This window comes from Winogradskya humida (genome assembly GCF_016862215.1).
In the GTDB taxonomy this organism is placed as follows: domain Bacteria; phylum Actinomycetota; class Actinomycetes; order Mycobacteriales; family Micromonosporaceae; genus Actinoplanes; species Actinoplanes humidus.
The window spans coordinates 19,601-44,519 of sequence record NZ_BOMN01000054.1 but is presented as its reverse complement, the minus strand read 5'-3'; the positions used below and the strand labels follow the sequence as shown (position 1 = coordinate 44,519).

Annotated in this window: 21 protein-coding genes and 2 pseudogenes; 8 read left to right on the top strand and 15 right to left on the bottom strand. The window is 70.3% G+C overall.

Annotation, left to right across the window (positions count from 1 at the left end; all coding sequences use genetic code 11):
* Window positions 1-46 precede the first annotated feature (46 nt).
* Both Ahu01nite_RS21165 and Ahu01nite_RS21160 read right to left on the bottom strand, forming a co-directional pair.
* The gene (locus Ahu01nite_RS21165) at window positions 47-925 is read right to left on the bottom strand and encodes a GT-D fold domain-containing glycosyltransferase (protein WP_203838305.1); all 879 of its coding nucleotides are present in this window, start codon (window positions 923-925) and stop codon (window positions 47-49) included.
* Complete coding sequence (locus Ahu01nite_RS21160; protein WP_203838304.1) at window positions 922-4,374, bottom strand: bifunctional glycosyltransferase/CDP-glycerol:glycerophosphate glycerophosphotransferase; 3,453 nt, start codon at window positions 4,372-4,374, stop codon at window positions 922-924. The genes Ahu01nite_RS21165 and Ahu01nite_RS21160 overlap by 4 nt, the downstream gene beginning before the upstream one ends.
* A gap of 63 nt (window positions 4,375-4,437) precedes the next feature.
* Here Ahu01nite_RS21160 and Ahu01nite_RS21155 point away from each other — a divergent pair, with 63 nt between their 5' ends.
* Window positions 4,438-4,929, top strand: coding sequence for an NUDIX hydrolase (locus Ahu01nite_RS21155; protein WP_239159024.1), 492 nt, complete (start codon window positions 4,438-4,440; stop codon window positions 4,927-4,929).
* Here Ahu01nite_RS21155 and upp read toward each other — a convergent pair.
* Window positions 4,926-5,558 carry a uracil phosphoribosyltransferase gene (upp, locus tag Ahu01nite_RS21150; RefSeq protein ID WP_203838303.1) on the bottom strand — a complete coding sequence of 211 codons (633 nt, stop codon included), beginning with the start codon at window positions 5,556-5,558 and terminating at the stop codon, window positions 4,926-4,928. The genes Ahu01nite_RS21155 and upp overlap by 4 nt on opposite strands.
* 62 nt (window positions 5,559-5,620) lie before the next feature.
* Here upp and deoC point away from each other — a divergent pair, with 62 nt between their 5' ends.
* The 6 genes from deoC to Ahu01nite_RS21120 all read left to right on the top strand — a co-directional run bounded on the left by deoC (window position 5,621) and on the right by Ahu01nite_RS21120 (window position 13,155).
* Window positions 5,621-6,535 carry a deoxyribose-phosphate aldolase gene (deoC, locus tag Ahu01nite_RS21145; RefSeq protein ID WP_203838302.1) on the top strand — a complete coding sequence of 305 codons (915 nt, stop codon included), beginning with the start codon at window positions 5,621-5,623 and terminating at the stop codon, window positions 6,533-6,535.
* Between the two features lie 5 nt (window positions 6,536-6,540).
* Entirely contained in the window at window positions 6,541-7,968 is a 1,428-nt protein-coding gene (locus Ahu01nite_RS21140; protein WP_203838301.1) for an aldehyde dehydrogenase family protein, read from the top strand.
* A 13-nt stretch (window positions 7,969-7,981) separates the two neighbouring features.
* Window positions 7,982-8,809 (top strand): aldehyde dehydrogenase family protein, encoded by an 828-nt coding sequence (locus tag Ahu01nite_RS21135; RefSeq protein ID WP_239159023.1) that lies wholly within the window; start codon window positions 7,982-7,984, stop codon window positions 8,807-8,809.
* Window positions 8,810-8,902: 93 nt separating this feature from the next.
* Complete coding sequence (locus tag Ahu01nite_RS21130; protein ID WP_203838300.1) at window positions 8,903-9,799, top strand: SatS C-terminal domain-containing protein; 897 nt, start codon at window positions 8,903-8,905, stop codon at window positions 9,797-9,799.
* 24 nt (window positions 9,800-9,823) lie between these two features.
* Complete coding sequence (locus Ahu01nite_RS21125) at window positions 9,824-12,118, top strand: transposase (RefSeq protein ID WP_203838299.1); 2,295 nt, start codon at window positions 9,824-9,826, stop codon at window positions 12,116-12,118.
* Between the two features lie 479 nt (window positions 12,119-12,597).
* Window positions 12,598-13,155 (top strand): dihydrofolate reductase family protein, encoded by a 558-nt coding sequence (locus tag Ahu01nite_RS21120; protein ID WP_203838298.1) that lies wholly within the window; start codon window positions 12,598-12,600, stop codon window positions 13,153-13,155.
* A gap of 13 nt (window positions 13,156-13,168) precedes the next feature.
* Here the strand turns inward: Ahu01nite_RS21120 and Ahu01nite_RS21115 are convergent, their stop codons facing one another.
* The 9 genes and pseudogenes from Ahu01nite_RS21115 to Ahu01nite_RS21075 all read right to left on the bottom strand — a co-directional run bounded on the left by Ahu01nite_RS21115 (window position 13,169) and on the right by Ahu01nite_RS21075 (window position 21,358).
* The gene (locus Ahu01nite_RS21115) at window positions 13,169-13,624 is read right to left on the bottom strand and encodes an AAA family ATPase (protein WP_239159022.1); all 456 of its coding nucleotides are present in this window, start codon (window positions 13,622-13,624) and stop codon (window positions 13,169-13,171) included.
* 10 nt (window positions 13,625-13,634) lie between these two features.
* Complete coding sequence (locus Ahu01nite_RS21110; RefSeq protein ID WP_203838297.1) at window positions 13,635-13,904, bottom strand: hypothetical protein; 270 nt, start codon at window positions 13,902-13,904, stop codon at window positions 13,635-13,637.
* Between the two features lie 33 nt (window positions 13,905-13,937).
* The gene (locus Ahu01nite_RS21105; protein ID WP_498370801.1) at window positions 13,938-14,411 is read right to left on the bottom strand and encodes a DUF8817 family protein; all 474 of its coding nucleotides are present in this window, start codon (window positions 14,409-14,411) and stop codon (window positions 13,938-13,940) included.
* 100 nt (window positions 14,412-14,511) lie between these two features.
* Window positions 14,512-14,637 (bottom strand): annotated as a pseudogene (locus Ahu01nite_RS52135) (DUF8817 family protein); the annotation flags it as partial.
* A gap of 74 nt (window positions 14,638-14,711) precedes the next feature.
* Window positions 14,712-15,299 carry a GTP-binding protein gene (locus tag Ahu01nite_RS21095; protein ID WP_041832917.1) on the bottom strand — a complete coding sequence of 196 codons (588 nt, stop codon included), beginning with the start codon at window positions 15,297-15,299 and terminating at the stop codon, window positions 14,712-14,714.
* Between the two features lies 1 nt (window position 15,300).
* Window positions 15,301-15,675 carry a DUF742 domain-containing protein gene (locus Ahu01nite_RS21090; RefSeq protein ID WP_203838361.1) on the bottom strand — a complete coding sequence of 125 codons (375 nt, stop codon included), beginning with the start codon at window positions 15,673-15,675 and terminating at the stop codon, window positions 15,301-15,303.
* Between the two features lie 109 nt (window positions 15,676-15,784).
* Window positions 15,785-16,165: pseudogene (locus tag Ahu01nite_RS21085) on the bottom strand (roadblock/LC7 domain-containing protein); the annotation flags it as partial.
* Complete coding sequence (locus Ahu01nite_RS21080; protein ID WP_203838294.1) at window positions 16,162-19,842, bottom strand: sensor histidine kinase; 3,681 nt, start codon at window positions 19,840-19,842, stop codon at window positions 16,162-16,164. The gene Ahu01nite_RS21080 and the pseudogene Ahu01nite_RS21085, both read right to left, overlap by 4 nt.
* Before the next feature lie 451 nt (window positions 19,843-20,293).
* Window positions 20,294-21,358: an adenosine deaminase gene (locus Ahu01nite_RS21075; protein ID WP_203838293.1), complete on the bottom strand. Its 1,065-nt coding sequence runs from the start codon at window positions 21,356-21,358 to the stop codon at window positions 20,294-20,296.
* A 26-nt stretch (window positions 21,359-21,384) separates the two neighbouring features.
* Between Ahu01nite_RS21075 and Ahu01nite_RS21070 the strand changes: the two genes are divergently transcribed.
* Window positions 21,385-22,215, top strand: a complete 831-nt coding sequence (locus tag Ahu01nite_RS21070; RefSeq protein WP_203838292.1) for a putative RNA methyltransferase — start codon at window positions 21,385-21,387, stop codon at window positions 22,213-22,215.
* Here the strand turns inward: Ahu01nite_RS21070 and Ahu01nite_RS21065 are convergent.
* From Ahu01nite_RS21065 to Ahu01nite_RS21055, 3 genes are read right to left on the bottom strand one after another with little or no spacing between them, the layout of a single operon-like run.
* Complete coding sequence (locus Ahu01nite_RS21065; RefSeq protein WP_203838291.1) at window positions 22,212-22,889, bottom strand: DUF4272 domain-containing protein; 678 nt, start codon at window positions 22,887-22,889, stop codon at window positions 22,212-22,214. The genes Ahu01nite_RS21070 and Ahu01nite_RS21065 overlap by 4 nt on opposite strands.
* Before the next feature lie 6 nt (window positions 22,890-22,895).
* Window positions 22,896-24,173, bottom strand: coding sequence for a thymidine phosphorylase (locus Ahu01nite_RS21060; RefSeq protein ID WP_203838290.1), 1,278 nt, complete (start codon window positions 24,171-24,173; stop codon window positions 22,896-22,898).
* Window positions 24,170-24,889: a cytidine deaminase gene (locus Ahu01nite_RS21055; RefSeq protein WP_203838289.1), complete on the bottom strand. Its 720-nt coding sequence runs from the start codon at window positions 24,887-24,889 to the stop codon at window positions 24,170-24,172. The genes Ahu01nite_RS21060 and Ahu01nite_RS21055 overlap by 4 nt, the downstream gene beginning before the upstream one ends.
* Window positions 24,890-24,919 lie beyond the last annotated feature (30 nt).

The window sequence follows — 24,919 nt, the reverse complement described above, 5'->3', positions numbered from 1 at the left end:
TAGTGGCCGGTGTCACCGATGCAACGCCCGGAGGGGCGCCTCGCGTCTACTTCTTGACAACGTTGAGGGACTCGGGCCAGGCGCCGCCGGCGAAGACGTTCGCCCAGCTCTCGCTGATGTGGCCCATGTCGATGGCCCATCGGCCGCGCTGCGAGAGCCACGCCGCAACGAGCGTTCCGCACGGTCCGAGAGCAAGCAGGTACAGCTTGTCAGCTTCCCGTCTTTCCAATTCATTCTTCAGGCGGGACAGATCGGCGTAGGCGTCCTGCGGCGTTGAGTAGAGAAACTCGACCGACTTCGCGTTGTCGAACAGCGCCGGTTCCAGCTTGAAGCGGGACCCCTCGCCGGTGACGACGCAGATCCGCTGGCCGTCCCAGACGTCGCGCCACAGCTGTACGCCGCGCTCGCCGAGCTGGGCGAAGAAGACGGGCCGGGTGACGTGCGCGGAGCCGTAATGCACGTCCGGGTTGAGCAGGGGTTTCACCTCGGGCCAGAGGTCCAGCCAGACGCCGGTCCAGTGCACGTCACGAATCGTGTAGGGGAACGCGACCAGCAGGCGGTCCGGGTCGTAGCCGTCCATCTCCAGGACCGCGCGGAGCTCACCGGCGAGACCGGCGGACCAGGGCTGGAACTTCAGGCCGAACTGCGGGCGCAGCATGATCTTGAGCTCGCCATCGCCGAAGCGGGCGAGGCTGAGCCGCTCCTGGGCGACCCGGCGCATGGTCTCCTCGAAGCCGTATTGCCGGGCTTCGGTGAATTCGCGGATCTCGGCGTAGATCGGCGTCGACGCCAGCGCGCGGAAGCCTTCGAGGTATTTGCGCTGCTGTTTGAGCTCCCAGCGGATGTCCACGAGCAGCGCGTTGGTCTCGGTGGGCCGCGGGTCGGTGAGGCGGCGTCTGACGGCGCGCCAGGCCCGCTTGATCATGACAGCATCCGGTCGACCAGCCGGGCAGCCGCGTGGCCGTCGTCCAGGTCGCAGGCTTTGCGGGCGAACGCGCGGTAACGGTCGGCGTAGCGCGCGGCGATCGCGTCGACATCCCGGACCGCGTCGATCACCTCGGCCGACGTGGCGAGCAGCGGACCGGGCGCCTCGGCCTCGAAGTCGAAGTAGAACCCGCGCAGCTCGTCGCGGTAGTGCGCCAGGTCGTACGTGAAGAACAGGATGGGCCGGCCGGTGGCCGCGAAATCGAACATCACGGAGGAGTAGTCGGTGATCAGGATGTCGGCCGCGGCGAGCAGGTCTGCCATGTCCGGGTACGCGGAAACGTCGTGCACGAACCCGTCGCCCGGCAGCTCGTCGACCACGTTCGGGTGACGCCGGACCAGCAGCACATGGTCCGCGCCGAGCCGGTCCGCGGCCAGCCGGGTGTCGAGCCGCATGGACATCCGGTACGCGCCGCCGCTGTGCTCGTCGTCCCGCCACGTGGGCGCGTACAGAATGATCTTGCGTCCGGGCGGGACCCCGACCGCCGCCCTGACCCGCTCGGTGATCTCGGTGCGGTCCTGAAGCAGCACGTCGTTGCGGGGGTAACCGATCTCCAGCAGCTCCCCGCGGAAGCGGAAGGCCCGGCGCAGCAGCGGCGAGCTGAACGTGTTCGGCGAGACGAGGAAACTCCAGTTGGGGGTCTCCAGCGCGAGTTTCTCCAGGTAGCGCTTGTCGGTGAACTGCACGTCGGCGATGTCGAAGCCGATCCGCTTGAGCGGCGTACCGTGCCAGGTCTGCACGACGACCTGGCCCTCGCGGCGGCGGAACCATTCCGGCAGGTGCTGATTGGTGACGATGTAACGGGCCGTGGCCAGCGCCTCGTGCCACTCCCGGCTCCACAACGGCACCGGCTCGGCGGAGTGCGGCAGCGGCGCCTGACCGTCCACGGAGACCCACTGGTGTTCCAGCGGCAGGCCCCGGGCGAGCAGCTCCTCGTGCACGGCCCGGGGACTGTCGGAGTACTGGCGTCCGGTGAAGCTGTTGTAGAGCACCACGTCACGCAGCGGCGTGTCGCGCATCGCCGGGTAGTGGCGTTCCCGCAGCCTGGTCTGGTTACGCCGGCCACGGTCCTCGTCGGGCAGCGCGGAGCGGACCCGCAGCACCATCCGCTCGTCGGCCAGCCACTCCAGCGAGACCCGGGGCGCGTCGCCGGCCAGCGGTAACGGCAGGACGTTCAGGGCGGCGGGGGCTGCGGGCAGAGGCTCGACCGGGCCGGTTCCGCTGCGGCACAGGACGTGCCAGGTGCCGGCGCGCATGCGTACGGTGCTGCCGAAGTTCTCGACCGCGACCGGGTCGACCTCGACGGACCAGGTGTCGCCGTCCGCGCGTACCGGAAAGATCATGGTCTCCCGCGCACCGGCCGCGCGCAGCACCAGGCTGAAATCCGCGGGCCGGCCGTGCAGTTGCCCCGAAAAGTGGAAACGCCGGCCGGCGGTACTGACCTCGGTGAGCACCGGGCCGGTGGGGAGCGCGACCAGGACCGGATCGCCGTCGGCCCGTGGATGCACGTGGACGGTCCGGGGCCCGAGCTCGACCGGATCCCACTGCCCGTCCACCAGCGAGACACAGTTGATCTCGCCGCTGCGCTTGGCGCCGGTCGCCAGCCGGATCCGCCAGCGGTCCGAGGGCTCCCCGATCTTCAGCGGCGGGTACGCGGCCTCGTCCCGGCGCAGGTCGCAGACCGGGACGCGGAAGCTGAACCGCTCCCCCTCGACCCGCAGCGGATAGCGGCGCCAGGGCAGCCCCGGCACCCGGGACAGCGTCGCCGACGTGGGTCGCACACCCTCGACCAGGCCCTCCACCACCAGGCTGTCGTCGTCGCCGTGCATGCCGGTCAGGACCGCCGGCACCCGCTCCACGCGCAGCCGCAGCCGGCCCGCGTCGATGTACGGCACGACCCGGACGTCATCCAGGTACAGCGGCGTCAACCGGACCGGGGTCGCGGGCTGCCCGATCTCCAGCGAACCCTTGCTCCGGCTGCCCAGGCCGACCACCCCGACCACCACGGACCAGTCGTTGTCGCGCCAGCCCCCGTTCGGGGCACGCAACGACAACGGATCGATCAACACCTCGAAACCCGACCAGTCGTACGCCGTACGCGTCGACCCGTGATCCCCCGTCGCGTCCACACACCGGCGGTTCACCATCGGCGTACGCCGGGTCCGCCGTCCCCCGCTCTCCTTGAGCCAGATCAGCCGCGACGTGCTCCACGGGTGCGCCGCGGACTGCCCCGGGATGAACGCGTGACCCCGGATCCGCAGCTTCCCGTCGACCCATTCGACCTCGTGCACCTTCGTCCGCGGGCGTGGCGTACCCGCCGTGAACAGCTCGGCGGGCAGCTCCGGCAGCTTCTCGTGGTAGAGATCCATGTCGTGATAGCGGCGCAACCCGCGGCGGGCGATCCGGCGCTGGCGGCGCAGCGCCGGCACCAGCTCCAGGATCTCCGGCAGCATCCGGTTCCGGACCAGCGTCCAGAGGACCCGCTGGGTGGCCGGCAGCTCCAGGATCGCTTCCGGCTCCACCGTGTCGAGGTAGGCGTTCGTGCGCTCCAGGAACACGGACCGGTAATGCTCGTCGACCCGGGGCAGCACCCGCAGGAAGAGCATCAGGTCGTCCTTGAGCACGGACTCGTCGTACAGCCGCTTGATCGCGGGCTGGCTGGTCAGCATCCGGCTCACGCCCCAGCAGCTCTCCAGCCGGTCGAGGAACGCCGGGAGCTCCTCGCGGCGCTGGGTGATCGACTTGTCCGGCCCCTCGCGCTCCCGCCAGTAGTAGACCGGCGTCTCGAGCACGTCGACCGCCGTGGCGAGCACGTGCGCCGGGACGGTGACCAGGGCGTCCTCGTAGAGCACGCCCTCCGGGAACGCCAGCTCGTGCGCGTCGTAGAAACTGCGCCTGAAGACCTTGTTCCAGGCGGTCCGGTCACCCAGCAGGACAGGACGGCGACTGACGTGGGTACGCAGAAACGTGCCGGCGAACGCTGCCCGGTGCATCGGTGACTGGTGCAGGCCCCGCGTGTTCAGGCGCAGCACGTTCCCGCACGAGAAGTCGGAGCCGGTCTTCTCCAGGCTCGCGACCAGAAGCTCGGCGGCGTACGGCGCCAGCACGTCATCGCTGTCGACGAACATCAGGTATTCCCCGGTCGCGTGGCCGACCCCGGTGTTGCGGGCCGCGCCCAGCCCGCCGTTCTCCTTGCGGATCAGCCGGAACCGGGGGTCCTTCTCCGCGAACCGCTCAGCGATCGCGGCGCTGTCATCGGTCGATCCGTCGTCGACCATGATCACTTCGAGCGCGGCGCGGTACTGCCCGGCGAGCGATTCCAGGCACTCGCGGAGATACGGCGCGACGTTGTAGACGGGCACGACGACGCTGAGGATCGGACTCGCCATTTCGGCAGAATAGGCAGCGAACCGGCTGCCCCGGGCGTACATCGGTCGATTCGCACATCTAGGGTGACCGGCGTGCAGGCCATTATCGCGACGCTGGGTTATGTGCTTTCGGCCGACGGCCGGGAGGTGTTGATGATCCGGCGCGACACCCGCCCGGATGACATTCACTTCGGCTATTACAACGGGCTCGGCGGCAAGCTCGAGCCGGACGAGGACGTGGTCGCCGGCCTGCGGCGCGAGGTGCTCGAGGAGGCCGGGATCGAATGCGGCACCGTCGAGCTCGCGGGCACGATCTCATGGCCCGGTTTCGGCCGCGCCGGGGAGAACTGGTTCGGTTTCCTCTTCCGCGTCCCGTCCTGGAGCGGAACGCCGCTCGACGGCAACGACGAGGGCAGCCTGCACTGGATGCCGGTGGCGGACGTGCTGGCGGGCAAACTCCCGATGTGGGAGTCCGACCGCCATTTCCTGCCGCTCGTCTTCGCCGCTTCCCCGCGCGTCTTCCACGGGGTCATGCCGTTCTCGAACGGCCGCGCGCTCAGCTGGTCCGTTTCTTAGAAGCGGGGCATGCCACCGAACTGGCGGTCGCCGGCGTCGCCGAGGCCCGGGACGATGTACATCTTCTCGTTCAGGCCCTCGTCGATGCTGGCGGTGATCAGGCGCACCGGCAGGCCCGAGGTCCGCAGCCGCTCGACACCCTCCGGGGCGGCCAGCACGCAGCAGATGGTGATGTCGGTGGCACCACGGTCGACGAGCAGCTGCACGCAGTGCACGAGCGAGCCACCGGTCGCCAGCATCGGGTCGAGCACCAGCACCGGCAGACCGGCGAGGTCGCCCGGCAGCGACTCCATGTACGCCCGCGGCTCGTAGGTCGCCTCGTCGCGGGCCAGACCCACGAACCCCATCGACGACTCGGGCAGCAGCGCCAGCGCGGAGTCGGCCATGCCGAGACCCGCACGCAGCACCGGCACGATCAGCGGCGGGTTGGCCAGCCTGGTGCCCATCGTCGGCGCCACCGGGGTGGTGATCGGGTACTGCTCGGTGGCGAACGCGCGCGCCGCCTCGTAGACCACCATGGTGGTGAGTTCGTGTAGGGCTGCGCGGAAGACACCGGAGTCGGTCTCGGCGTTCCGCATAGCGGTGAGTCGGGTCTGGGCCAGCGGGTGATCAACGACGAGTACGTCCACGCCGATCAACCTACCGGGGTTCATCAAGATCAACTGCTGGTGGGCTGCGTAGAATCGATTTCATGACTGCGACGCTCGACCTCCGAGCCTCTCTCCACGGCCTGCCCGGGGTCGACAAGGTGGGCGTCGAGGCGCGGGCCGCCGCCCTCGCGACGCGATCGGTGAAGACGACCGCCAAGGCCGCCGCCATCGACCTGGCCATCCGGATGGTCGACCTGACCACGCTGGAAGGCGCCGACACCCCCGGCAAGGTCCGCGCGCTGGCGGCCAAGGCGCTGCGCCCCGACCCCGCCGACCCGACCTGCCCGCACGTCGGCGCCGTGTGCGTCTACCCCGCGATGGTTCCGTACGTCGCCGAGGTGCTGGCCGGTTCCGGCGTCCACCTCGCCAGCGTGGCGACGGCCTTTCCCTCGGGGCAGGCACCGCTCGACGTCAAGCTCGCCGACACCCGCGACGCGGTGGCCGCCGGCGCCGACGAGATCGACATGGTGATCAGCCGGGGCGCGTTCCTCGCCGGCCGCTACGACCACGTCTTCGAGGAGATCGTCGCGGTCAAGGAGGCGTGCGGCGACGCGCACCTCAAGGTGATCCTGGAGACCGGCGAGCTCGCGACGTACGACAACGTGCGCCGCGCGTCCTGGCTGGCGATGCTGGCCGGCGCCGACTTCATCAAGACCTCCACCGGCAAGGTCCCGGTCGCGGCGACACTGCCGGTGACGCTGGTGATGCTCGAAGCGGTCCGCGACTTCCGCGCCCGCACCGGCCGCCAGGTCGGGGTCAAACCGGCCGGTGGCATCAAGACCACCAAGGACGCCATCAAATACCTGGTGATGATCAACGAGACGGTCGGCGACGACTGGCTCGACCCGGCCTGGTTCCGGTTCGGTGCCTCCTCGCTGCTGAACGACCTGCTGATGCAGCGGACCAAGCTCACGACCGGCCACTACGCCGGCCCGGACTACTTCACCCTGGACTGATCAGAATGTTTGAGTACGCCCCAGCTCCGGAGTCCCGGTCGGTCGTCGACATCGCGCCGTCCTACGGGCTCTTCATCAACGGCACCTTCGAGGCTCCCGGCTCCACCGGCGGAGTCTTCAAGACCGTCAACCCGGCGACCGAGGAGGTCCTCGCGGAGGTCTCCGCCGCCGGCTCGGAAGACGTCGACCGTGCCGTCGCCGCCGCCCGCAGCGCCTTCGGGCCGTGGTCGGCGCTGCCCGGCGCCGAGCGCGCCAAATACCTCTTCCGCATCGCCCGGATAATCCAGGAGCGCTCCCGCGAGCTCGCCGTGCTCGAGTCGCTCGACAACGGCAAGCCGATCAAGGAGTCCCGCGACGTCGACCTTCCGCTGGTCGCCGCGCACTTCTTCTACTACGCGGGCTGGGCCGACAAGCTCGAATACGCCGGCTTCGGCGCCAGCCCCCGGCCGATCGGCGTGGCCGCCCAGGTCATCCCGTGGAACTTCCCGCTGCTGATGCTTGCGTGGAAGATCGCCCCGGCCCTGGCCACGGGCAACACCGTCGTGCTCAAGCCGGCCGAGACGACCCCGCTCACCGCGCTCTTCTTCGCCGACATCTGCCGCCAGGCCGACCTGCCCCCGGGGGTCGTCAACATCATCACCGGCGCCGGTGAGACCGGCCGCACCCTGGTCGAGCATCCCGGCGTCGACAAGGTCGCCTTCACCGGCTCCACCGAGGTCGGCCGGCAGATCGCCCGCTCGGTGGCCGGCACCGGCAAGCGCCTCACCCTCGAGCTCGGCGGCAAGGCGGCCAACATCGTCTTCGACGACGCCCCGATCGACCAGGCCGTCGAGGGCATCGTCAACGGCATCTTCTTCAACCAGGGCCACGTCTGCTGCGCGGGTTCGCGCCTGCTGGTCCAGGAGTCGGCCTACGACGAGGTGATGGAGTCGCTCAAGCGCCGGATGGCCACGCTGCGCCTCGGCGACCCGCTCGACAAGAACACCGACATCGGCGCGATCAACTCGGCCGAGCAGCTCGAACGCATCCGGGTCCTCACCGACGCCGGCTCGCAGGAGGGCGCCGAGCGCTGGTCCCCGCCGTGCGAGCTGCCCGCACAGGGCTTCTGGTTCGCCCCCACGATCTTCACCGGCGTGACCCAGGCGCACCGCATCGCCCGCGAGGAGATCTTCGGCCCGGTGCTCTCGGTGCTGACGTTCCGCACCCCGGCCGAGGCGATCGAGAAGGCCAACAACACGCCGTACGGGCTCTCCGCGGGCATCTGGTCGGAGAAGGGCTCGCTGATCCTGGCGGTCGCCGACAAGCTGCGCGCCGGCGTGATCTGGGCCAACACGTTCAACAAGTTCGACCCGACGTCCCCGTTCGGCGGTTACAAGGAATCCGGATACGGCCGTGAAGGCGGCCGACACGGCCTGGAGGCATACCTTGGCTAAGAAGCCGCCCGCCGTGACCGCCCCCGCCGCCCCCGTGCGGCTGGGCGTCCGGAAGACCTACAAGCTGTTCATCGGCGGGAAGTTCCCCCGCAGCGAGTCAGGACGGACCTATCTCGTGAACGGCGACAACGTCGCGCTCGCCTCGCGCAAGGACGCCCGGGACGCCGTCGTCGCGGCCCGCGCCGCCCAGCCGAAATGGGCCGGGGCCACCGCGTACAACCGGGGGCAGGTGCTCTACCGCATCGCCGAGATGCTCGAGAGCCGTCGGGATGAGTTCGCGGCTCAGGGCGTACCCGTGGCTGAGGTTGAAGCCGCGGTGGACCGCTGGGTCTGGTATGCGGGGTGGGCCGACAAGATCGCCCAGGTCCACGGCGGCGCCAACCCGGTCGCCGGCCCGTTCTTCAACATCTCGGCGCCCGAGCCGACCGGTGTCGTCGCCGTCGTCGCCCCGGCCTCGTTCCTCGGGCTGGTCAGCGTCATCGCCCCGGCGATCGTCACCGGCAACACCGTGGTCGTCCTCGCCGCCGGCCCGCAGGCCGCCGTCACCCTCGCCGAGGTGATCGCCACCTCCGACGTCCCCGGCGGCGTCGTGAACATTCTCACGGGCAACGCCGCCGAGACCGCACCCTGGCTCGCCTCGCACGACGACGTCAACGCCATCGACCTGGCCGGGGTCACCGACCTTGAGCTGGCCACCGAGCTGGAGCGCGCCGCCGCGGGCAACCTCAAGCGGGTTTTGCGGCCAGGTGATCCGGAAAACGACTTCACAGCGGATCCCGGGCTGAAGCCCATGGTCGCGCTGCTGGAGACTAAGACCGTGTGGCACCCGAAGGGTTTCTGACCGCGGTCGGGCCGTTCCCAGGAGCGACCACTAAGGTGTGTGCCCAGACTCACCCCGTCCGAACAGCTCGAGAGAACCAACCCGGAGGTCAGAGTGGCCAGCCAGTCGCCCGAAGAGGAACTTGCGACGGCCCAAGAGGGCCTCTCGGGCCGTGAGCTCTGGGACGAGGTCCGGATCCGGCCGGTCGAGATCGCCATGCCCGGCGGAGTCGGCCTGACGCTGCGTGCATACCGGAAGGCCTCCGAGCTGACCCCCACCGAGGTGGAGGTCGACGAGGACGACCCGTTCGAGGCACGTGAGCGGGCCCGCGAGGCGCGCGAGGCCGTCGAGGCCGATGCCGTCGTCGACGACGAGTTCGCGGCGCTTGTCACCGAGGGTGACCCCGACCCGAAGGACAGCAAGACCGGCACGATCCGCGACGAGAACGGCGATCTGGTCGCCGAGCCCGACCCGGAGGACTTCAAGGACGACGAAGCGGACGAGGCCGCCGCGGAGGCGGAGGACGAGGAAGTGCCCGTCTTCCTGAGCAACCGCGGCAAACTGCTGGCGTTCAAGACGCCCGAGTCGCTGGTCTCCTTCATTCAATCGGGTGCTCCGCACGACCTCGCGCAGCTCGACACCTGGGCCACCGTCGCCGAGCGGGTAGAGTCTTCGGACGTCGACCCGCTGCCGGACGACCGCTACGAGCTCGACCTCGTGGTGGAGAACCTGCGCGGCGGTCACGACACGTGGGATCTGTCGTTGCTCATCGCGGCGGGAGAGGTGGCCCGAGACCTGGGTCACGCGTTGCGTCTGAAGCCGGTCATCCTGGCTCTGTCGCCCGGATCGCCGCTCGACGACCTCGACGAGTCCCTGCGGTCGGCCGAGAGTGGCGGAATGGGCGGTTTCTTCGGACGCCGCAAGCTCCGTAAAATCGGGGCACAGCAGGCGAGTCTGGGGTGGCGTTCGGTAATCGGCAAGATCTCTGCCGCCGTGGACTGGCGCGACTGACCCCTCACCAGGGACCATCAGTCCTTGGCCGAAAACAGAAGTCCCGGGGAGGAGGACGACGCCGTGGCGCTCGTGCGCGTGTACTGCGGTCTGGCGTCGGCTGATGAGAAGGTGCATTCGGCTCCGGCCGGAGCGGCACTGACCATCGCCGTGGTGGACGACGCAGGCCGGCTGCTCGGAGTCCATGAGATCAGCGACGACCCGTCTGGCTATGCCCAGCTGGGAACGCTGCTCGTGGAACGGACCAGCGGATTCGCCGAGGCCGCGGTGGCTGCGGACAGCGACGACCACATGGTCACCTCGCTGCTGACCGCCGCCGGTCGTCCCCTCGTCGTAGCCGACGATGACTCCGCTGACAACTTCGCGAAGCGTTTCGGCGACGACAGCTCCCCGGGAGAGCTGAACGCGCCGCCGGCCGCCCGCCGCGCCGTGGGCCTGGCCCGCGCGCTGCAGGCGGGGGCGATCGCCGCCGTCACCATCCCCGCCCCGCGCGAGCTCGTGACCTACAAGCCGGTGCTCGCGGCGCACGTCACGATGCTCAAGGGCCGTTTCGCCGCGGCGTCCGCCCTGCAGGAAGTCCTGCGAGAGCTCTATCCCGCTGCGCTGCGGGCCTACCCCGACCCGGCCCACCCGCTCGCCCTGGCCGTGCTCGACGCCCTGCCCGAGCCCGGCCGCCTCATGGCGCGCGGCGGCTCCCCGGAGCAGATGGCCGAGGAGATCGCCCGCGAGCTGACCCGCGCCGGAGCGGGCACCGAGGACCAGGTCGTCTCCGCCGTCACCGCCCTGGTGGTGGCCATCAACGACTCGCCCCGCCGCGGCGGCGTCAACAAGTCGCTCGCAGCGGCCGCCGCCGACACCGTGCGGCACGCGATCGGCGCCGTGAAGTCCTGCGACGCCGCCTGCGAAGCCCTCGTCGGCACCCTCGCCGAGCGCGCGAGCCAGGCCACCGGCGTCGCGGGTGGCCGCCGTCAGGCAGGCTCCCGCCGCGCCCCCGAGTCGGCCGCCTCCTCCGTCTCCGCGATGCCCGCCCCCGGCGGCATGGGCTCCCTGCGCCCCTCCGACACCGGCGTGGGCCTCGGCTCTTCGCGCCCGTCCGACACCGGTGGGGGCCGGGGCTCTTTGCGGCCGTCCGACACCGGCGTGGGCCTCGGCCGCCGTGGTCGCCCCGAGCCCGCCGTCGCCGGTAACGGCCCGGCCATGCCGCGCCCGCTCACCAGCCCCCCGGTGGCACCCAACCCGCTGATGCCGCCGCCGCTGGCGCCCAGCCCCATGAGTTCCCCGCCGATGGCCCCGGCCGCCAGCCTCCCGACCCGCACGTCGGGCTCGTCGAGCCGCCCGGTCTCCGTGCCGCCGCCCCCGCCGGGCATGACGCCGATCACCCCCGGCTCGCGCCCCTCCTCGGTGCCGCCGGCCGACTCGGGACAGCCATTCCGCCCGACCCTCACCACCGCCGCCATGAGCAGCGCCCGCGCCGAGCGCCAGCGCACGGTCATCCCGCCGCGCCCGAGCACGCCCCGCAACGGCAACAGCGCCCCGGCCGCCACCGACTTCTCCCTGCCGATGCCGACGGCATCGCGCACCAACGGCGACCTGCCGGAGCCCGGCTCCCGAGCCAACTGGCCCCTGCTCAACACCGGCGACGACCCGCTCACCTCCGGTGCGGTCAGCAGCCCGCCGTCGGACGGCCGGGTCCGCCCCCCGTGGCAGGACATGCCCAAGGAGCCCCCGTCTCTGCGCCTGGTGGACGGTCTCGGCGCCCTCGACAAGCCCGCGGACCCGTCCGACCCGCCGTCACTGCGCCTGGTCGAAGGCCGCAACGGCCGAGGCGCCCGCCGCGCCCCGGCGTTGACAGCCCTCGACCGCAGCAGCACCCCGCCCGTCCCCGCCGAGGGCGACGGCGACCTGCTGATCTTCGCCGCGGCCCGCTCCGCGTGGTTCACCGGCCACAGCGACGCCGAGACCGCCACCTCCGACCTCGACTGGACCAGCCCGATGGACACCGGCTGGCGCGCAGCCGAAAAGGCATCGGCCCCCGAGGTCTCCGCGTCGACCACCGCCGGCCTGCCCAAGCGCGTCCCCCAGGCCAACCTCGTGCCGGGCTCGCCGCTCCGCGAGGAACGCCCGAGCCGCATCGTCCGCGACGCCGCCAGCATCGCCGCCCACACCACGGGCTACTTCCGCGGTTGGCGCCGAGGCCAGGAAATCGGCGGCTACGCCATCGGCGGCCGCCCGGGCCGCGAATCCGCCGGCGGCTGGGACTTCAGCCGCGAGGGCCAACCCGAGGACGACTTCCGCAACGCGGGCTACCCCAGCCGCTGAACACCGCACCAACGGGCGGCCGCTGAGCACCAGACCACCTGGCGGACGCTGAACACCGCACCAACCGGCGGACGCTGAGCACCGGACCACCCGGCGGACGCTGAGCACCGGACCACCCGGCGGACGCTGAGCACCGCACCGCCCGCCGCCGCTGAGCGCCACGGGCCAGCCCCGCCGGTGACAGCACGGCGGCTTTTCGGCCGCTCAGAGCAACGCTGCTCGCCCCGGTCGCTTCAGCGGTGCAGGCCCAGGCTGACTGTCGCTTTGCGGCCTCCTGGGGCCGGTTGGCTCCGACAGGGCGGAAGTCCGGGGCCTGGCGGGTTCCTCGGGTGCGAGTTCGCGATCCGCTCTGGTCGTGGGAGTCGCGGCGGCGATGCCCGCCGGTTCGTCCAGTTCAACGAGACGGGCGCGTTAATCCCGAGTTCGCTGACGCGCCGCCTGCCCGAGCCGACGCCGTAGTGGCATTAGACTCCCCGGCCATGGGAGCGCTCATCTTCAGCCTCAATGTCACCCTGGACGGTTGCGTCGACCACCAGGAGGGGATCGCCGACGACGAGACGCACGCCTTGTTCACCCGTCTCATGGACGAGGGCGGCGCGATGCTGTGGGGTCGTGTCACCTACGAGATGATGGAGAGCTACTGGCCGGCCGTCGCCCGCGGCGACGTGCAGGCGCCGCCGGCCCTGCTCGAGTGGGCGGTCAAGCTGGAGGCCAAACCCAAGTACGTGGTGTCGTCGACGCGCAACGACTTCCCGTGGGCCAACAGCCACCACATCGCCGGCGATCTGCGTGAGGGCGTGCAGAAGCTCAAGGATGAGACCCCGGCCGGGGTCCTCCTCGGAAGCGGCAAGCTCGCGACCGAGCTCGAGCGGCTGGACCTGATCGACGAGTACCAGCTGCTCGTCCAGCCCAGGATCGCCGGCCACGGCCCGACGCTGCATCAGGGCGGGCTACCCGCCACACGCAAGCTCGAGCTGCTCTCGGCTGAGCCACTCCGCAACGGCGCGGTGGCCATGCACTATCGCCGCGCGGGCTGAAGCACAGAAGTGCTCACCGGCTACGCGGCGAGCCAAGCAACCGCTCGACGGTGTCGGCCAGGTCCGCAACTGTGCGCCGGCCGTCGAGCTCCAACGTGGCGCCGCGACGCAGCAGCGGCTCGACCTCGGCCACATAGCGCTTGATCTCCGCCTGCTGCGCGGCAGTCCTGCCGTACGGATCGTTCGTACGCCGCGCGACCCGCTCGAGAAGGACGTCCAGCGGTGCGCTGAGCAGAACGACCTCGTCGAAACGGTCGTAGAAGCGGCCCTGATTACTCACCGTCCCCGACACCACGACGTGGCCCGGCTCGGCGAGCAGGGCCGTCATGCGGGGCTCGTCCCAGGTCCCGTCCGGCAACTCCCACCCGTCGTAATCGGTGTCGACGGTGGTGACACCTCGCCGGGCCAGCTCGCCGAGCAGCGTGGTCTTGCCCGCGCCCGACATGCCCGTCACCAGCACCCGCGTCACACCGGCCCCCTCAGGCCTGGCGGCGGGTCCAGGGGTTCCTGACCGCGAGCAGGCCGAAGACCACGCCGACGACGGCGGGGGTGCCGATCATCACCACGGTCTCCGCGTCGTGATCGATGTAGGGCTCGTCCAGGACCAGGGTGTAGAGCAGCCAGCCGCTGATGACCACCAGGGTGGCTGCCAGACCGATCAGCGTCGCGCGCCGCGCGGCCAGCATGCCCCACACGACCACGGCGGCAACGGCGGCGACCACCCCGAGATGCCAGTACTGGAAGACCATGTGCGGCACTCTAACAACGGCACGCCCACGACCTCAGTATTCGCCGAGCTCAGCGGCGAGGATGAGCTGTTCGGCGGGTGTCAGTACGACGGCGCGGGCCCGTTCGAGCAGCTCCGCCGACGGTTCGCCGAGCCCCTCGGCGAGCTCGGCCCGGTAGACCAGTGCCCGTACGAGAGTGACCGGGTCATCCGAGCCCCTGCTCAGCGCACCGTCGAGGATCTTCGCGGCCTGAGCGGGTGCGCCCCGCCCGTCGCCCTGCACCACCGCGTTGTCCAGCGCCACCGCGAGCCGATCACCGACGGCTGCGTGAGGAGGAGCAGGTTGAGCCGTGGGCGCCGCCGTGGGCGCCGCCGTGACGCGGATCCAGTTGCCGCCCGGGTCGACGAGGCTGAAGCCGGTCACGCCGTCCATGTTCTTCCTGGGCCGTGGCCGGGTCATCCGCGGCAGGCCGGCGACGGGCACCTTGCCGAAGCGCGACCGCATCCCCGCCGCGAACGCCGCGTGCAGCCCGGCGACATCCTGGCTCAGGACCAGGCAGGGTGCCGTACGACGTGGCCGCGTCGAAATCGGGCATGCCGAAGAAGTGCAGGTGCAGATCCTCGCGCCGGATCGCGACGTAGGGGTTCGGCTTCGTCTGCCGGTAGGTGACCTCGAAGCCGAGGGCCTGATAGAAGTCGGCGATGTCGTCGATGGAGCCGCAGGGCAGTAACGGGACAGTCACCTCGTGTGCCATCCGTATTGTCTAGCGCAGAATCTGGACACGCAAAAGTCCCGCTCTGTCGAACAGAGCGGGACTTGAACGACCTGTCAGGCCGGCGCTACCGCGCGCGAGCGACGCATGGTCAGGACGTACTCGACCAGAGAGATCAAGACGTTCTTCGTCGACTCGCGGTTACGGGCGTCACAGCTCACCACGGGGACGTCGGACGAGATCGCAAGCGCGTCCCGCACGTCCTGAGCGTTGTGATACTGCATGCCATCGAAGCAGTTTATGGCGACCAGGTACGGCAGCCTTCGGTGCTCGAAGAAGTCGATGGCGGCGAAGCAGTCGGCGAGCCGACGCGTATCCACCATGACTACCGCACCGATGGCACCTCGTACGAGCTCGTCCCACATGAACCAGAAACGTGTCTGGCCCGGTGTTCCGAACAGGTACAGGATGAGGTCCCTGTCGATGCTGATGCGGCCGAAGTCCATCGCCACCGTGGTCGTCGTCTTACCCGGCACCTGCCGGTTATCGTCGACACCCACGCCGGCGGAAGTCATGATCGCCTCAGTGGTCAGTGGGGTGATCTCCGAGACGGACCCCACCAGCGTCGTTTTACCGACGCCGAACCCACCGGCGATAACAATCTTCGCCGATGTAACGCGCCCGGCCGTTGGCCGCCGCGACATGTCAGAGCCTGCGAAGTCCACTCAGCACCCTTTCCAGCAGATCCGTACCCACCGCGTCGGTTTCATCTTCAAGCGATGTCGGCTCGTAGACCGCCACCAGCCCGTCGTGGGCCATGTCGGCGACGATCACTCGGGCCACCCCGAGCGGTAGTTGCATGCGTGCTGCGATCTCTGCCAGCGACTGGACTCTGCCGCCGTCACACATCGCCGCGATGTACTGGTGTTCGCTGCCGCCCCTGCCCGGCCCCGTACTTCGGCCACGAACGGTGGTCTCGACAAGCGCTTCCAGCGCTATCTCCAGCTTGGGCCGAGTTCGGCCACGGGTCACGGCGTATGGTCTGACCAACGCGCCGGTCGGCTCATCGCGTTCAGGCATCGTCACCGCTCACCCCATCCCTCGGCCCATAGAAGTTTCTCTCGTCATCAAGCATTTGGACAGATACCGGACGGATCCGGTCCACCATCCGTTCAGCCGAGGACTCCGGCCGCGGAGCGGGCGTCAGAGCCTCACCCACGCGGTCCACCAGGAGGGCCATCTCGTAGCCCACCTGACCGACGTCACAGCTGCGAGCGGCGAGCACGGCGAACGACGAACCGTCGGAGATCGACATCAGGAAGAGGAACCCGTTGTCCATCTCGACGACCGTCTGCAGCACTGCACCACCCTCGAAGCACCGTGCGGCGCCCTGAGTCAGGCTGACCAGGCCGGAGGCGATGGCCGCCAGCTGGTCGGCACGGTCGCGGGGAAGGTCCCGCGAGGCCGCGAGCAGCAGACCGTCGGCGGAGACCGCGATCGCGTGCGCCACCCCGGGAACGCGGTCGGCAAAGTTGGCGAGGAGCCAACCCAGATCCTGCGTACTTGTCATGCCTCATGCTCCTTGCCAGCCTGCGAGGACAGCTGCCCTCCCGGAGTCTCCTCCGGGTTGGTCGAATTTTCCTTCGTGCGACCCCGGTGCACACCGCGGTGGTACGCGGACAGAAGCCCACGGACCGACTCGGGAGTGCGGCGTTGTACGGAGGTCTCGGCGCGGTCGACGCCACCCGGGACCAGCTGGGCCATCGGCGTACGGCGCGGAAGACCGGCCGTCGTAGTCAGGTCCACCGGTGCCTCGGCAGCCTTGCGGGCCGCCTGCCAGCCATCATCGGCCGCCGTCTGCCACGGGTGGTTCCCGTTGCCGTTGGCCGCGCCGTTGACAGCACCGTTAGACGCTACCGCGCCGACGGGCTCCGGCTCCCGCTCAATGGTGAGTCGTTCCGTCGGGGCGGCCTGCTGGGGCACGCTGGCCGTTCGGATCGGCTCGCCGGTCGGGATGCGCTGAGAAACCACTGCGTCGTCATTCTGCACGACGGGCGTCGGCTTCGGCTCGGCCGCAGGTGCCGGCTTGGTCTCAGCCGGACGGGCGGTCATGAACCAGGCCGACTCGAGCTCCCGGAAGATCGGCAGCTCCATCGTCTCGTCGGCGAACTGGGACTGACCGTCACCGGCCCGCTGACGTGCGGCGGACTGCGCGGCGGCGATCTGCGCGGCTGCGGTCGCCTGGGCGACTGCGGCCTGCTTGGTGGCCACCTCGTGGGCTGCCTCGGCGGCCGCCGCGGAACGATCGGCCTCCCGGCTGGGAGTCCCGTTCTGCGGGTTGGTCGGCGGGGCGACCTGCGGCTGCGGACCCGTGCCGTTGCCGTTGGGCCGGTAGCGCGGCAGCTCCGCGGTCATGTCCAGGGCGGCCGCGAGGCTCTCCGGGACGTGCGGGGCTGCCTGCTCCCGATCCCCCGACACCGGCGGCCAGGCCGGCGGTGCGGACGGAGCGGACTGGGGCTGCACGAACGCGTTCGGAGCGTAACTCGGCTGACCGTTCGCCGGCGGAGCCGACTGCGGCCGGGCCGGGGGCGCCGAAGCCGGCTGACTCCCGAAGGGCGGAGACGAGACCGGGCGACCGTACGACGGCGGCGCGGAGGTAGGCGGCACCGGGGGTGCCGAGACCGGCGGCACGAACGACGTCCGGTTCTGCGGCTCCGGGCTCGGCGGCAGCTGCCGCGGAATCGTGGCCCCGAAGGCTGCCGTCTCGTCCGGGCGAACGTTCTCGCCGTTGCGACGCTGCGGCAGGTTCTCGTTGCCACCACCGAAGTTCTGCTGACCCGGCTGCGGGATCGGCGGGATCGGCTCGTTGCTGCGCGGGCCGTGGAAGCCGTTGGGGCCACCGCTGCCGTTGCTGCCGTTGCTGAAGCCGTTGGAGGGCCCGCCGAAACCGTTGGAGGGTCCACCGAAGCCGTTGGAACCGCCGCCGTTGAAGCCGTTGGCGGGCTCGAAGCCGTTGGACGACTCGAAACCGTTCGTCGGCGCACCGGTCAGGTCGGACCAGGCAGGCGCCTGGCGGCCGTTACCGGCACCGAGCATGCCACCGTTGGGCATCGGCGGGTTCGGGTCGAACGGGCGGCTGCCGCCGAACACGTTGGCGGAGCTGCTCTCGAGCGCCAGCGGGGGCTCGGTGAACTGCGGCCGGGCCTGGTGGTCCTGCCCGTACGCCGAGATCCCGGCCTGCTGACGGCCCGCGATGCTGTTGTTGGCGACCATGACGCCCACGGGCAGCCCGACATCGGCAACCGTGCCGCGCTCGCTGTCGGCCGGCCGGAGCTCGACCCGCACACCGTGCCGGTTCGCCAGCCGGGCGACCACGACCAGGCCCATCATCCGGGAGACGGCGACGTCCACCATCGGCGGGTTGGCCAGGCGCTCGTTGAGGTCACGCAACTGCTCGCGGCTGATGCCGATGCCGCGGTCCTCGACCGAGAGAACCGCACCGTCGCCGAGGCGGCGAGCCTCGACCACGACGTGGCTGTTGGGCGGCGAGAACGCTGTCGCGTTGTCGAAGAGCTCGGCGACCAGGTGGACCATGTCGTTGACCGCGTGAGCGGACACCTCGATGTCCCGGTCGATGACGCCGAACTCGATGCGGGTGTAGTGCTCGACCTCGGACTGGGCGGCGCGGAGCACGTCGATCAGAGCGGCGGGCTCGCGCTGCACACGGGTCGAGTCGGCGCCGGCGAGAACCAGGAGGTTTTCGTCGTTACGGCGCATTCGGGTGGCGAGGTGGTCGAGCTGGAAGAGCTCGGCCAGCCGGTCCGGGTCCTCCTCGCCGCGCTCCAGGCGGTCCAGGTGACCGATGAGCCGGTCGACCAGGATCTGGGAACGACGGGCGAGGTTGACGAACATCGTCGCGACCGAGGCCCGCAGGGCGGCCTGCTCGGCGGCCGTACGCACGGCCTCGAGGTGAACCGCGTTGAACGCCTCGGTCACCTGCCCGAACTCGTCCCGGCTGCGCACCGGCAGCGGCTCGGCGATCTGGTCGGCCACCTGGGCCGGGGTCAGCGAGCCGGAAACCGCCGGGTCACGCAGCCGCTCGACCGCCTGGGGCAGGCCGAACTGGGCGACGTTGAGCGCACCCTGACGCAGCTCCCGCAGCGAGCGGGCCATCGACCGGGCGACGAGCCAGGCGAAGACGATCGCGAGCAGCAGGAGGCTGAGCAGCAGGCTCGTCTGGATGAAGACGTCGCGCTGCACGTCGTCGCGGATGGTGGTGGCCTGGGCCACGATCTCGACGTCGAGCTTGTTCTCCACGGAGCGGAACAGGTCGTTGTAGCCGACCATCGCCGTTTCCCACGTGTCCCGGGTGAACGGAATCGTCTTCGTGTTGGCACCGCTCAGGGAGTTCAGCGGCTCGGTCAGGTTGGTCGCGGCCCGCTTGGCGGGACCGTTGACCACCTTGTCGACCAGCGCGCGGTCCTCAGGGGTGCCGACCTGACGCATCGTGGAGTCGGCGATGTCGTAGCCCGCCTCCGTGGTCAGGAACGACTTGCGCAGGGCCTCGGTGAACTCACCGGCACCGAGCACCTCGTGACCGACGTCGCGCTGCTGGGAGATGTAGTCCTTGGCCCGGGCGACGGAGGCGACCACGCGCAGCCGGTCGCTCAGGTCGGTGTTCGTGGCCAGCTGAGCGGAGACGTCGCGCACGTTGAGCAGGTCGTCGATCAGCAGGTCGTAGGCGTCTTCGACGTCACCTGACTTGAACTTGCCGTTCGCGGTCTGGCTGCGGATCGACGGCAGTTCTTCGAGGTTCCGGTCGAGCCGCACGAGCAGCGTGGTGACCGTGTCGGGAACGTCCTCGAGTGCGGACTTCTGCTGCGAGTAGGGCAGCTTCGCAGCGTCGACCTTGGGGTGTTCGCGGCTGTAAGCCGTCTCGCCGGCCTCACGGTCGGGAGTGTTCGGCTTGGTCGTCGCGATCATCACGCCGTAGGCGCGTTCGTTCTGCAAGTGGTCTACGAGTCCACCGGCGGCTTGGGAAAGCACGGACAGCGTGCGGGCACGTTCGGCGTTGCTCGCCTGGCCGATCTGGTCGATGAGGCTGCTTGTTCCGACGACGATCGTCGCCAGCGTCGGCACGAGCATGATCAGCCCGAGCTTCGACCAGATCGGCATATCCCGCAGCCGGCTTGCCGGCCGGCGGAGACGCGACATGACCGCGTTCGCCGTCTGGGGGCGCTTGCTCACGTCACCGTCCTCCTGATTCGGACCCGGCGTTCGGATCGCCGGGCACCGCACACGGCCGACACACCGGGTCGGGCCCCCGAGATTCCATCACGACGAGTGTCAAAGAGAAAGAGCAGCCTGACCCGGACCGTTTGTGTGATGCGAAGTCGCGTCCTAAGACGGGAGCCTCACCGGTCGGCCATCACTGCTCGTATAGGGGTACATCTCTTAACGTCACTCACTCCGGTCGGCGCGACGGGGTCTCCGTGCTTGCCGATCCGACCGGACCAACCTGCGATCGCGGCAGCACAGACGATTGCTCGCACGCGGCCGCACGGCAAGGCAAGATGCCGGATTGTGCAGTGTTTGTAGAGAGGAGACTGTCCGAACGGCTGAGTCGGCTAACCGAATCGGCAGTTTCGGCGGCCGAAAGTACGCACGTGTCCTACATGACGGTCAAAAAGGGATTTCTCTACAGCAACTTCGCGTACGCCGGCTTGATCACATCGTTGATGAGCGCCAGCCGCTCGTCGTACGGGATGAACGCGGATTTCATCGCGTTGATCGTCAGCCACTGCAGTTCACTCCAGCCCCAGCCGAAGTTCTCGGCGAGCAGCGCCATCTCCCGTGACATGGAAGTTCCGCTCATGAGCCGGTTGTCCGTATTGACCGTGACCCGGAACCGCAGGTCGCGGAGCAGCCCGATGGGGTGCTCGGCGATCGAGGGGGCCGCGCCGGTCTGCACGTTCGACGAGGGGCACAGCTCCAGCGGGATGCGCTTGTCCCGGACGTATGACGCGAGCCGGCCGAGCTCGGAGCCGTTGATGTCGTCCACGATCCGGACGCCGTGCCCGAGCCGGTCGGCCCCGCACCACTGAATCGCCTGCCAGATCGAGGGCAGCCCGAACGCCTCGCCCGCGTGGATCGTGAAGTGGAAATTCTCACGCTGCAGGTACTCGAACGCGTCGAGGTGCCGGGTGGGCGGGAAGCCCGCCTCCGCCCCAGCGATGTCGAAGCCCACCACGCCCTGGTCGCGGTAGCGGACGGCCAGCTCGGCGATCTCCTGCGAGCGCGCGGCGTGGCGCATCGCGGTCATCAGGGTGCCGATCCGGATGACATTGCCCTGGCTCGCCGCCTCGGCGCAGCCCTCCTGGAATCCCGCGTGCACCGCGTCGACCACGGCGTCGAGGGTCAGACCGCGCTCGAGGTGCTGCTCGGGGGCATACCGGACCTCGGCGTAGACCACGCCGTCGGCGGCCAGGTCGAGCGCGCACTCCCGGGCGACCCGGCGCAGACCCTCCTCGGTCTGCATGACCGCGACGGTGTGCGCGAACGTCTCCAGGTAGCGTTCCAGCGACCCCGAATCGGCGGCCGCGACGAACCACGCGCCGAGCCGCTCCGGATCGGTCTCGGGCAGCACGTGCCCGATCGCGCCGGCCAGCTCCACGATCGTCGCGGGGCGCAGGCCGCCGTCGAGGTGATCATGGAGCAGCGCTTTGGGGGCCCTGACGATGTCGGCGTGGGAGATGGCGACCATCAGCAGATGCTAGAGGGAAGCAGCGAATGATCGACGGAGCATTGCCGTACCTGACATGCCCAGTGTGTGGCGAAACACTGTCGATGCCCGACGAGCGCTCGCTGCGCTGCCCCCGGGGGCACGCCTTCGATGTCGCCCGGCAGGGATACGTGAACCTCACCACAGGCCGCTCGCCCCATTCCGGCGACACCGCCGAGATGATCGCGGATCGCGACGCCTTCCTGGAGAAGGGCCACTACGACTTCATAACAAAGGCACTTCAGGAGGGGGTACGCCCGGAGCCCGGCCTGATCCTCGACGCCGGCACGGGAACCGGCCGCTACCTAGCCAAGCTCCTCGACACCCTGCCGGACACCCCCGGTCTCGGCATCGACGTCTCCAAGCCGGCCCTGCGCCGCGCCGCCCGCGCCCACCCGCGGGCCGGGGCTGCCCTGGCCGACCTCTGGGGCCCGCTCCCCCTCGCCGACGCGTCGGTCGCGCTGATCCTCAACGTCTTCGCCCCGCGCAACGGCCCCGAGTTCCGCCGGGTCCTGCGCCCCGGTGGCCTGCTCGCGGTCGTCACGCCCGCCCCGGACCACCTCGCGGAGCTGATCGCCGCGCACAACCTGCTCCGGGTGGACCCCGGGAAGGCCGACCGGGTCGCCGAGTCGCTGGGGGCCGCGTTCACCGTCGTCGGCAGCGCCACCCATCGCCGTACGCTCGATCTGACGGCCGCCGAGACCCGCACCCTGGTCGGGATGACCCCGAGCGCGCGTCACGTACCCATGGAAGGCATGACGGCCCGCAAAGTGACCGCAGCGGTCGACGTGACCGTTTACAAGCCTGCCTTCCAAAAAGCGACAAGAGGGCCGGCCTAGACCGAGAGATCCACTTCTTCCCATTCGGGCGGGTCCTCGTGGTACGGCCCCGTGAAGGTGACCGCCCATTCGAGGGCCCAGCGGCGCTGGCCGATCGCGTTGCTGTCGACCTCGCCGGGCAGCTCCACACCCAGCTTCTCGGCCTCCTGGAACGCCCAGTCGAGGCAGTAGTAGAGATCCAGCAGCACCACGGCGTCCGTGGCGTCGCGGGGTGCGACCAGAGCCCGCGACCGCCACGCGTTGAACAGCTCGCCGGCCGGCAGATCCGGCATCTGGCTCATCATCCGTTCCTCCGGCGGCGCGGTCGCGTCGAGGTGACCGCTGAGCCCGAGCAGCCAGGAGAGCGCGAAGACGGCGTCGTGGTGCAGCACGAACGAGCGATGGTCGCCCTTGGCCCCGGCGACGAACTGCCACTCGGGCGGGGTGACGAAGTCGACCAGCTTGGAGTTGAGCAGCCAGCTCATCGCGGCCTCGGTCGGCATGCCGAAGCAGCGGGCGACGACCACGTGCAGGACGGCCGCCCGCGCCTCGAGCTCGCCCGTCGGGCGCAGCTCCACCTCGTCACCGGGCTCCCAGACGAGCGGGAACGACGGCGGTGGCAACGGCAGTGCGAGGCGTTCCAGCTCGTCGAGGCTGGCGTCGCGCACCGCCCTGGGGTCGGGGGCGGCCTTCATGACCGCTCAGGCTATGCGGTCGATCAGCAATGGCCCATGGGTGGGCACGCCCTGCGAGATCGTCACGGCCCGCTGCGCGTCCGCCAGGGCCGCGGGGATCCTGCTTCCATCATCGGTACGCAGCTCGAGCAGCACGTCACCAGCACGCACCGCGTCGCCAGGTCGCTTCTTGAGGAGCACACCCGCGCCGAAGCTCACCGGGTCCTCCTTGCGGGCCCGTCCGGCACCGAGACGCCACGCGGCGAGACCGATGCCGAGCGCGTCCAGCGAGCCGACCACGCCGTCCTCCGTGGCCCGCAGCACCTCGGTCTCGCGGGCACCCGGCAGCGGCGCGTCCGGGTCGCCGCCCTGCGCCCGGATCATCGCGCGCCACGTGTCCATGGCAGCGCCCGACTCGAGGACCTTGGCCGGGTCGGCGTCGATGCCGGCGGCGTCGAGCATCTCCCGGGCCAGCGCCACGGTCAGCGCGACCACGTCGGAGGGGCCGCCACCGGCCAGCACCTCCAGCGACTCGGCCACCTCGATGGCGTTGCCGACGGCCAGCCCGAGCGGGGTGTTCATGTCGGTGAGCAGGGCGACCGTCTTCACGCCGTGCGCCTTGCCGAGCTCGACCATGGTGCGGGCGAGCTCGCGGGCGTCGTTCTCGTCCTTCATGAACGCGCCGGTGCCGACCTTCACGTCGAGGATCAGTGCGCCGGTGCCCTCGGCGATCTTCTTGCTCATGATGGAGCTGGCGATCAGCGGGATGGCCTCGACGGTGCCGGTGACGTCGCGCAGGGCGTACAGCTTGCGGTCGGCCGGGGCCAGGCCCTCGCCGGCCGCGCAGATCACCGCGCCGACCTCGCTGAGCTGGCGGACGAACTCGTCGTTGCTGAGCGTGGCGCGCCAGCCGGGGATCGACTCGAGCTTGTCGAGCGTGCCGCCGGTGTGGCCGAGCCCGCGGCCGGACAGCTGCGGGACGGCAGCGCCGCACGCGGCGACCAGCGGGGTCAGCGGCAGGGTGATCTTGTCGCCGACGCCGCCGGTGGAGTGCTTGTCCACGGTCGGGCGGGGCACCGCGGACAGGTCCAGCCGCTCGCCGCTGGCGATCATGGCCGCCGTCCAGCGGGCGATCTCGCCGGGCGTCATGCCGCGCAGCAGGATGGCCATGGCCAGCGCGGACATCTGCTCGTCGGCGACGACACCCTTCGTGTACGCGTCGAGCACCCAGTCGATCTGTGCGTCGGACAGCACGTGCCCGTCCCGCTTCGCCCGGATGACGTCGACAGCCGCGAACTCGCTCATGAGGATTGCTCTTCCCACTTGGTACCGATGCCTTCCGGCGGTTCTCCCTCGCCGGCCCAGGACAGCGCGCCGGCGGCGTCGACCACGACGATCCGGGAGGTACGCGTCCGCCCCCAGGTCACCGCCGCGGTCGCGGTCGCGAAGTTGGGGCCCTCCTCGAGGACGCCCTTGTCCGCGTCGGTCTCGTCCGGGCTGCCACCGGAGCGTTCCCAGTACCCCGTCCAGACCTGCTCGCCGCCGGAGAGGTCCGGGTGCACGAAGACGGTGCCGCGCCCGCGCCACTTGGCGAGCTGGGCGGGCACGGCCGGCACCGCGGACGGCCCGGTCACCTTCTCCAGGTCGGCGGGGCCGAACGCGTGCGGCAGCAGCTCACCCATGGTCAGCGGGCGGGGCAGCAGCTCGACGAGGCATTCCGCGCCGCCGTGCTCGTAGAGCAGCTGACGGCAGCGCCCGCACGGCATCAGCGGCTGCCCGTTGGCGTCGACGCAGGACACGGCCACGAGCCGGCCGCCGCCCGTCGCGTGCAACGAGCTGACCAGCCCGCACTCCGCGCACAGCCCGATGCCGTAGGACGCGTTCTCGACGTTGCAGCCGACGATCACCCGGCCGTCGTCCACCAGTGCGGCCACCCCGACGGGAAAGTCGGAGTAGGGCGCGTACGCGTGACGCATGGCCTCGATGGCCGCGGCCCGCAGTGATCCCCAGTCGATCTCCATGCGCCGATTGTGCCTGACCGCCCGTCCGGT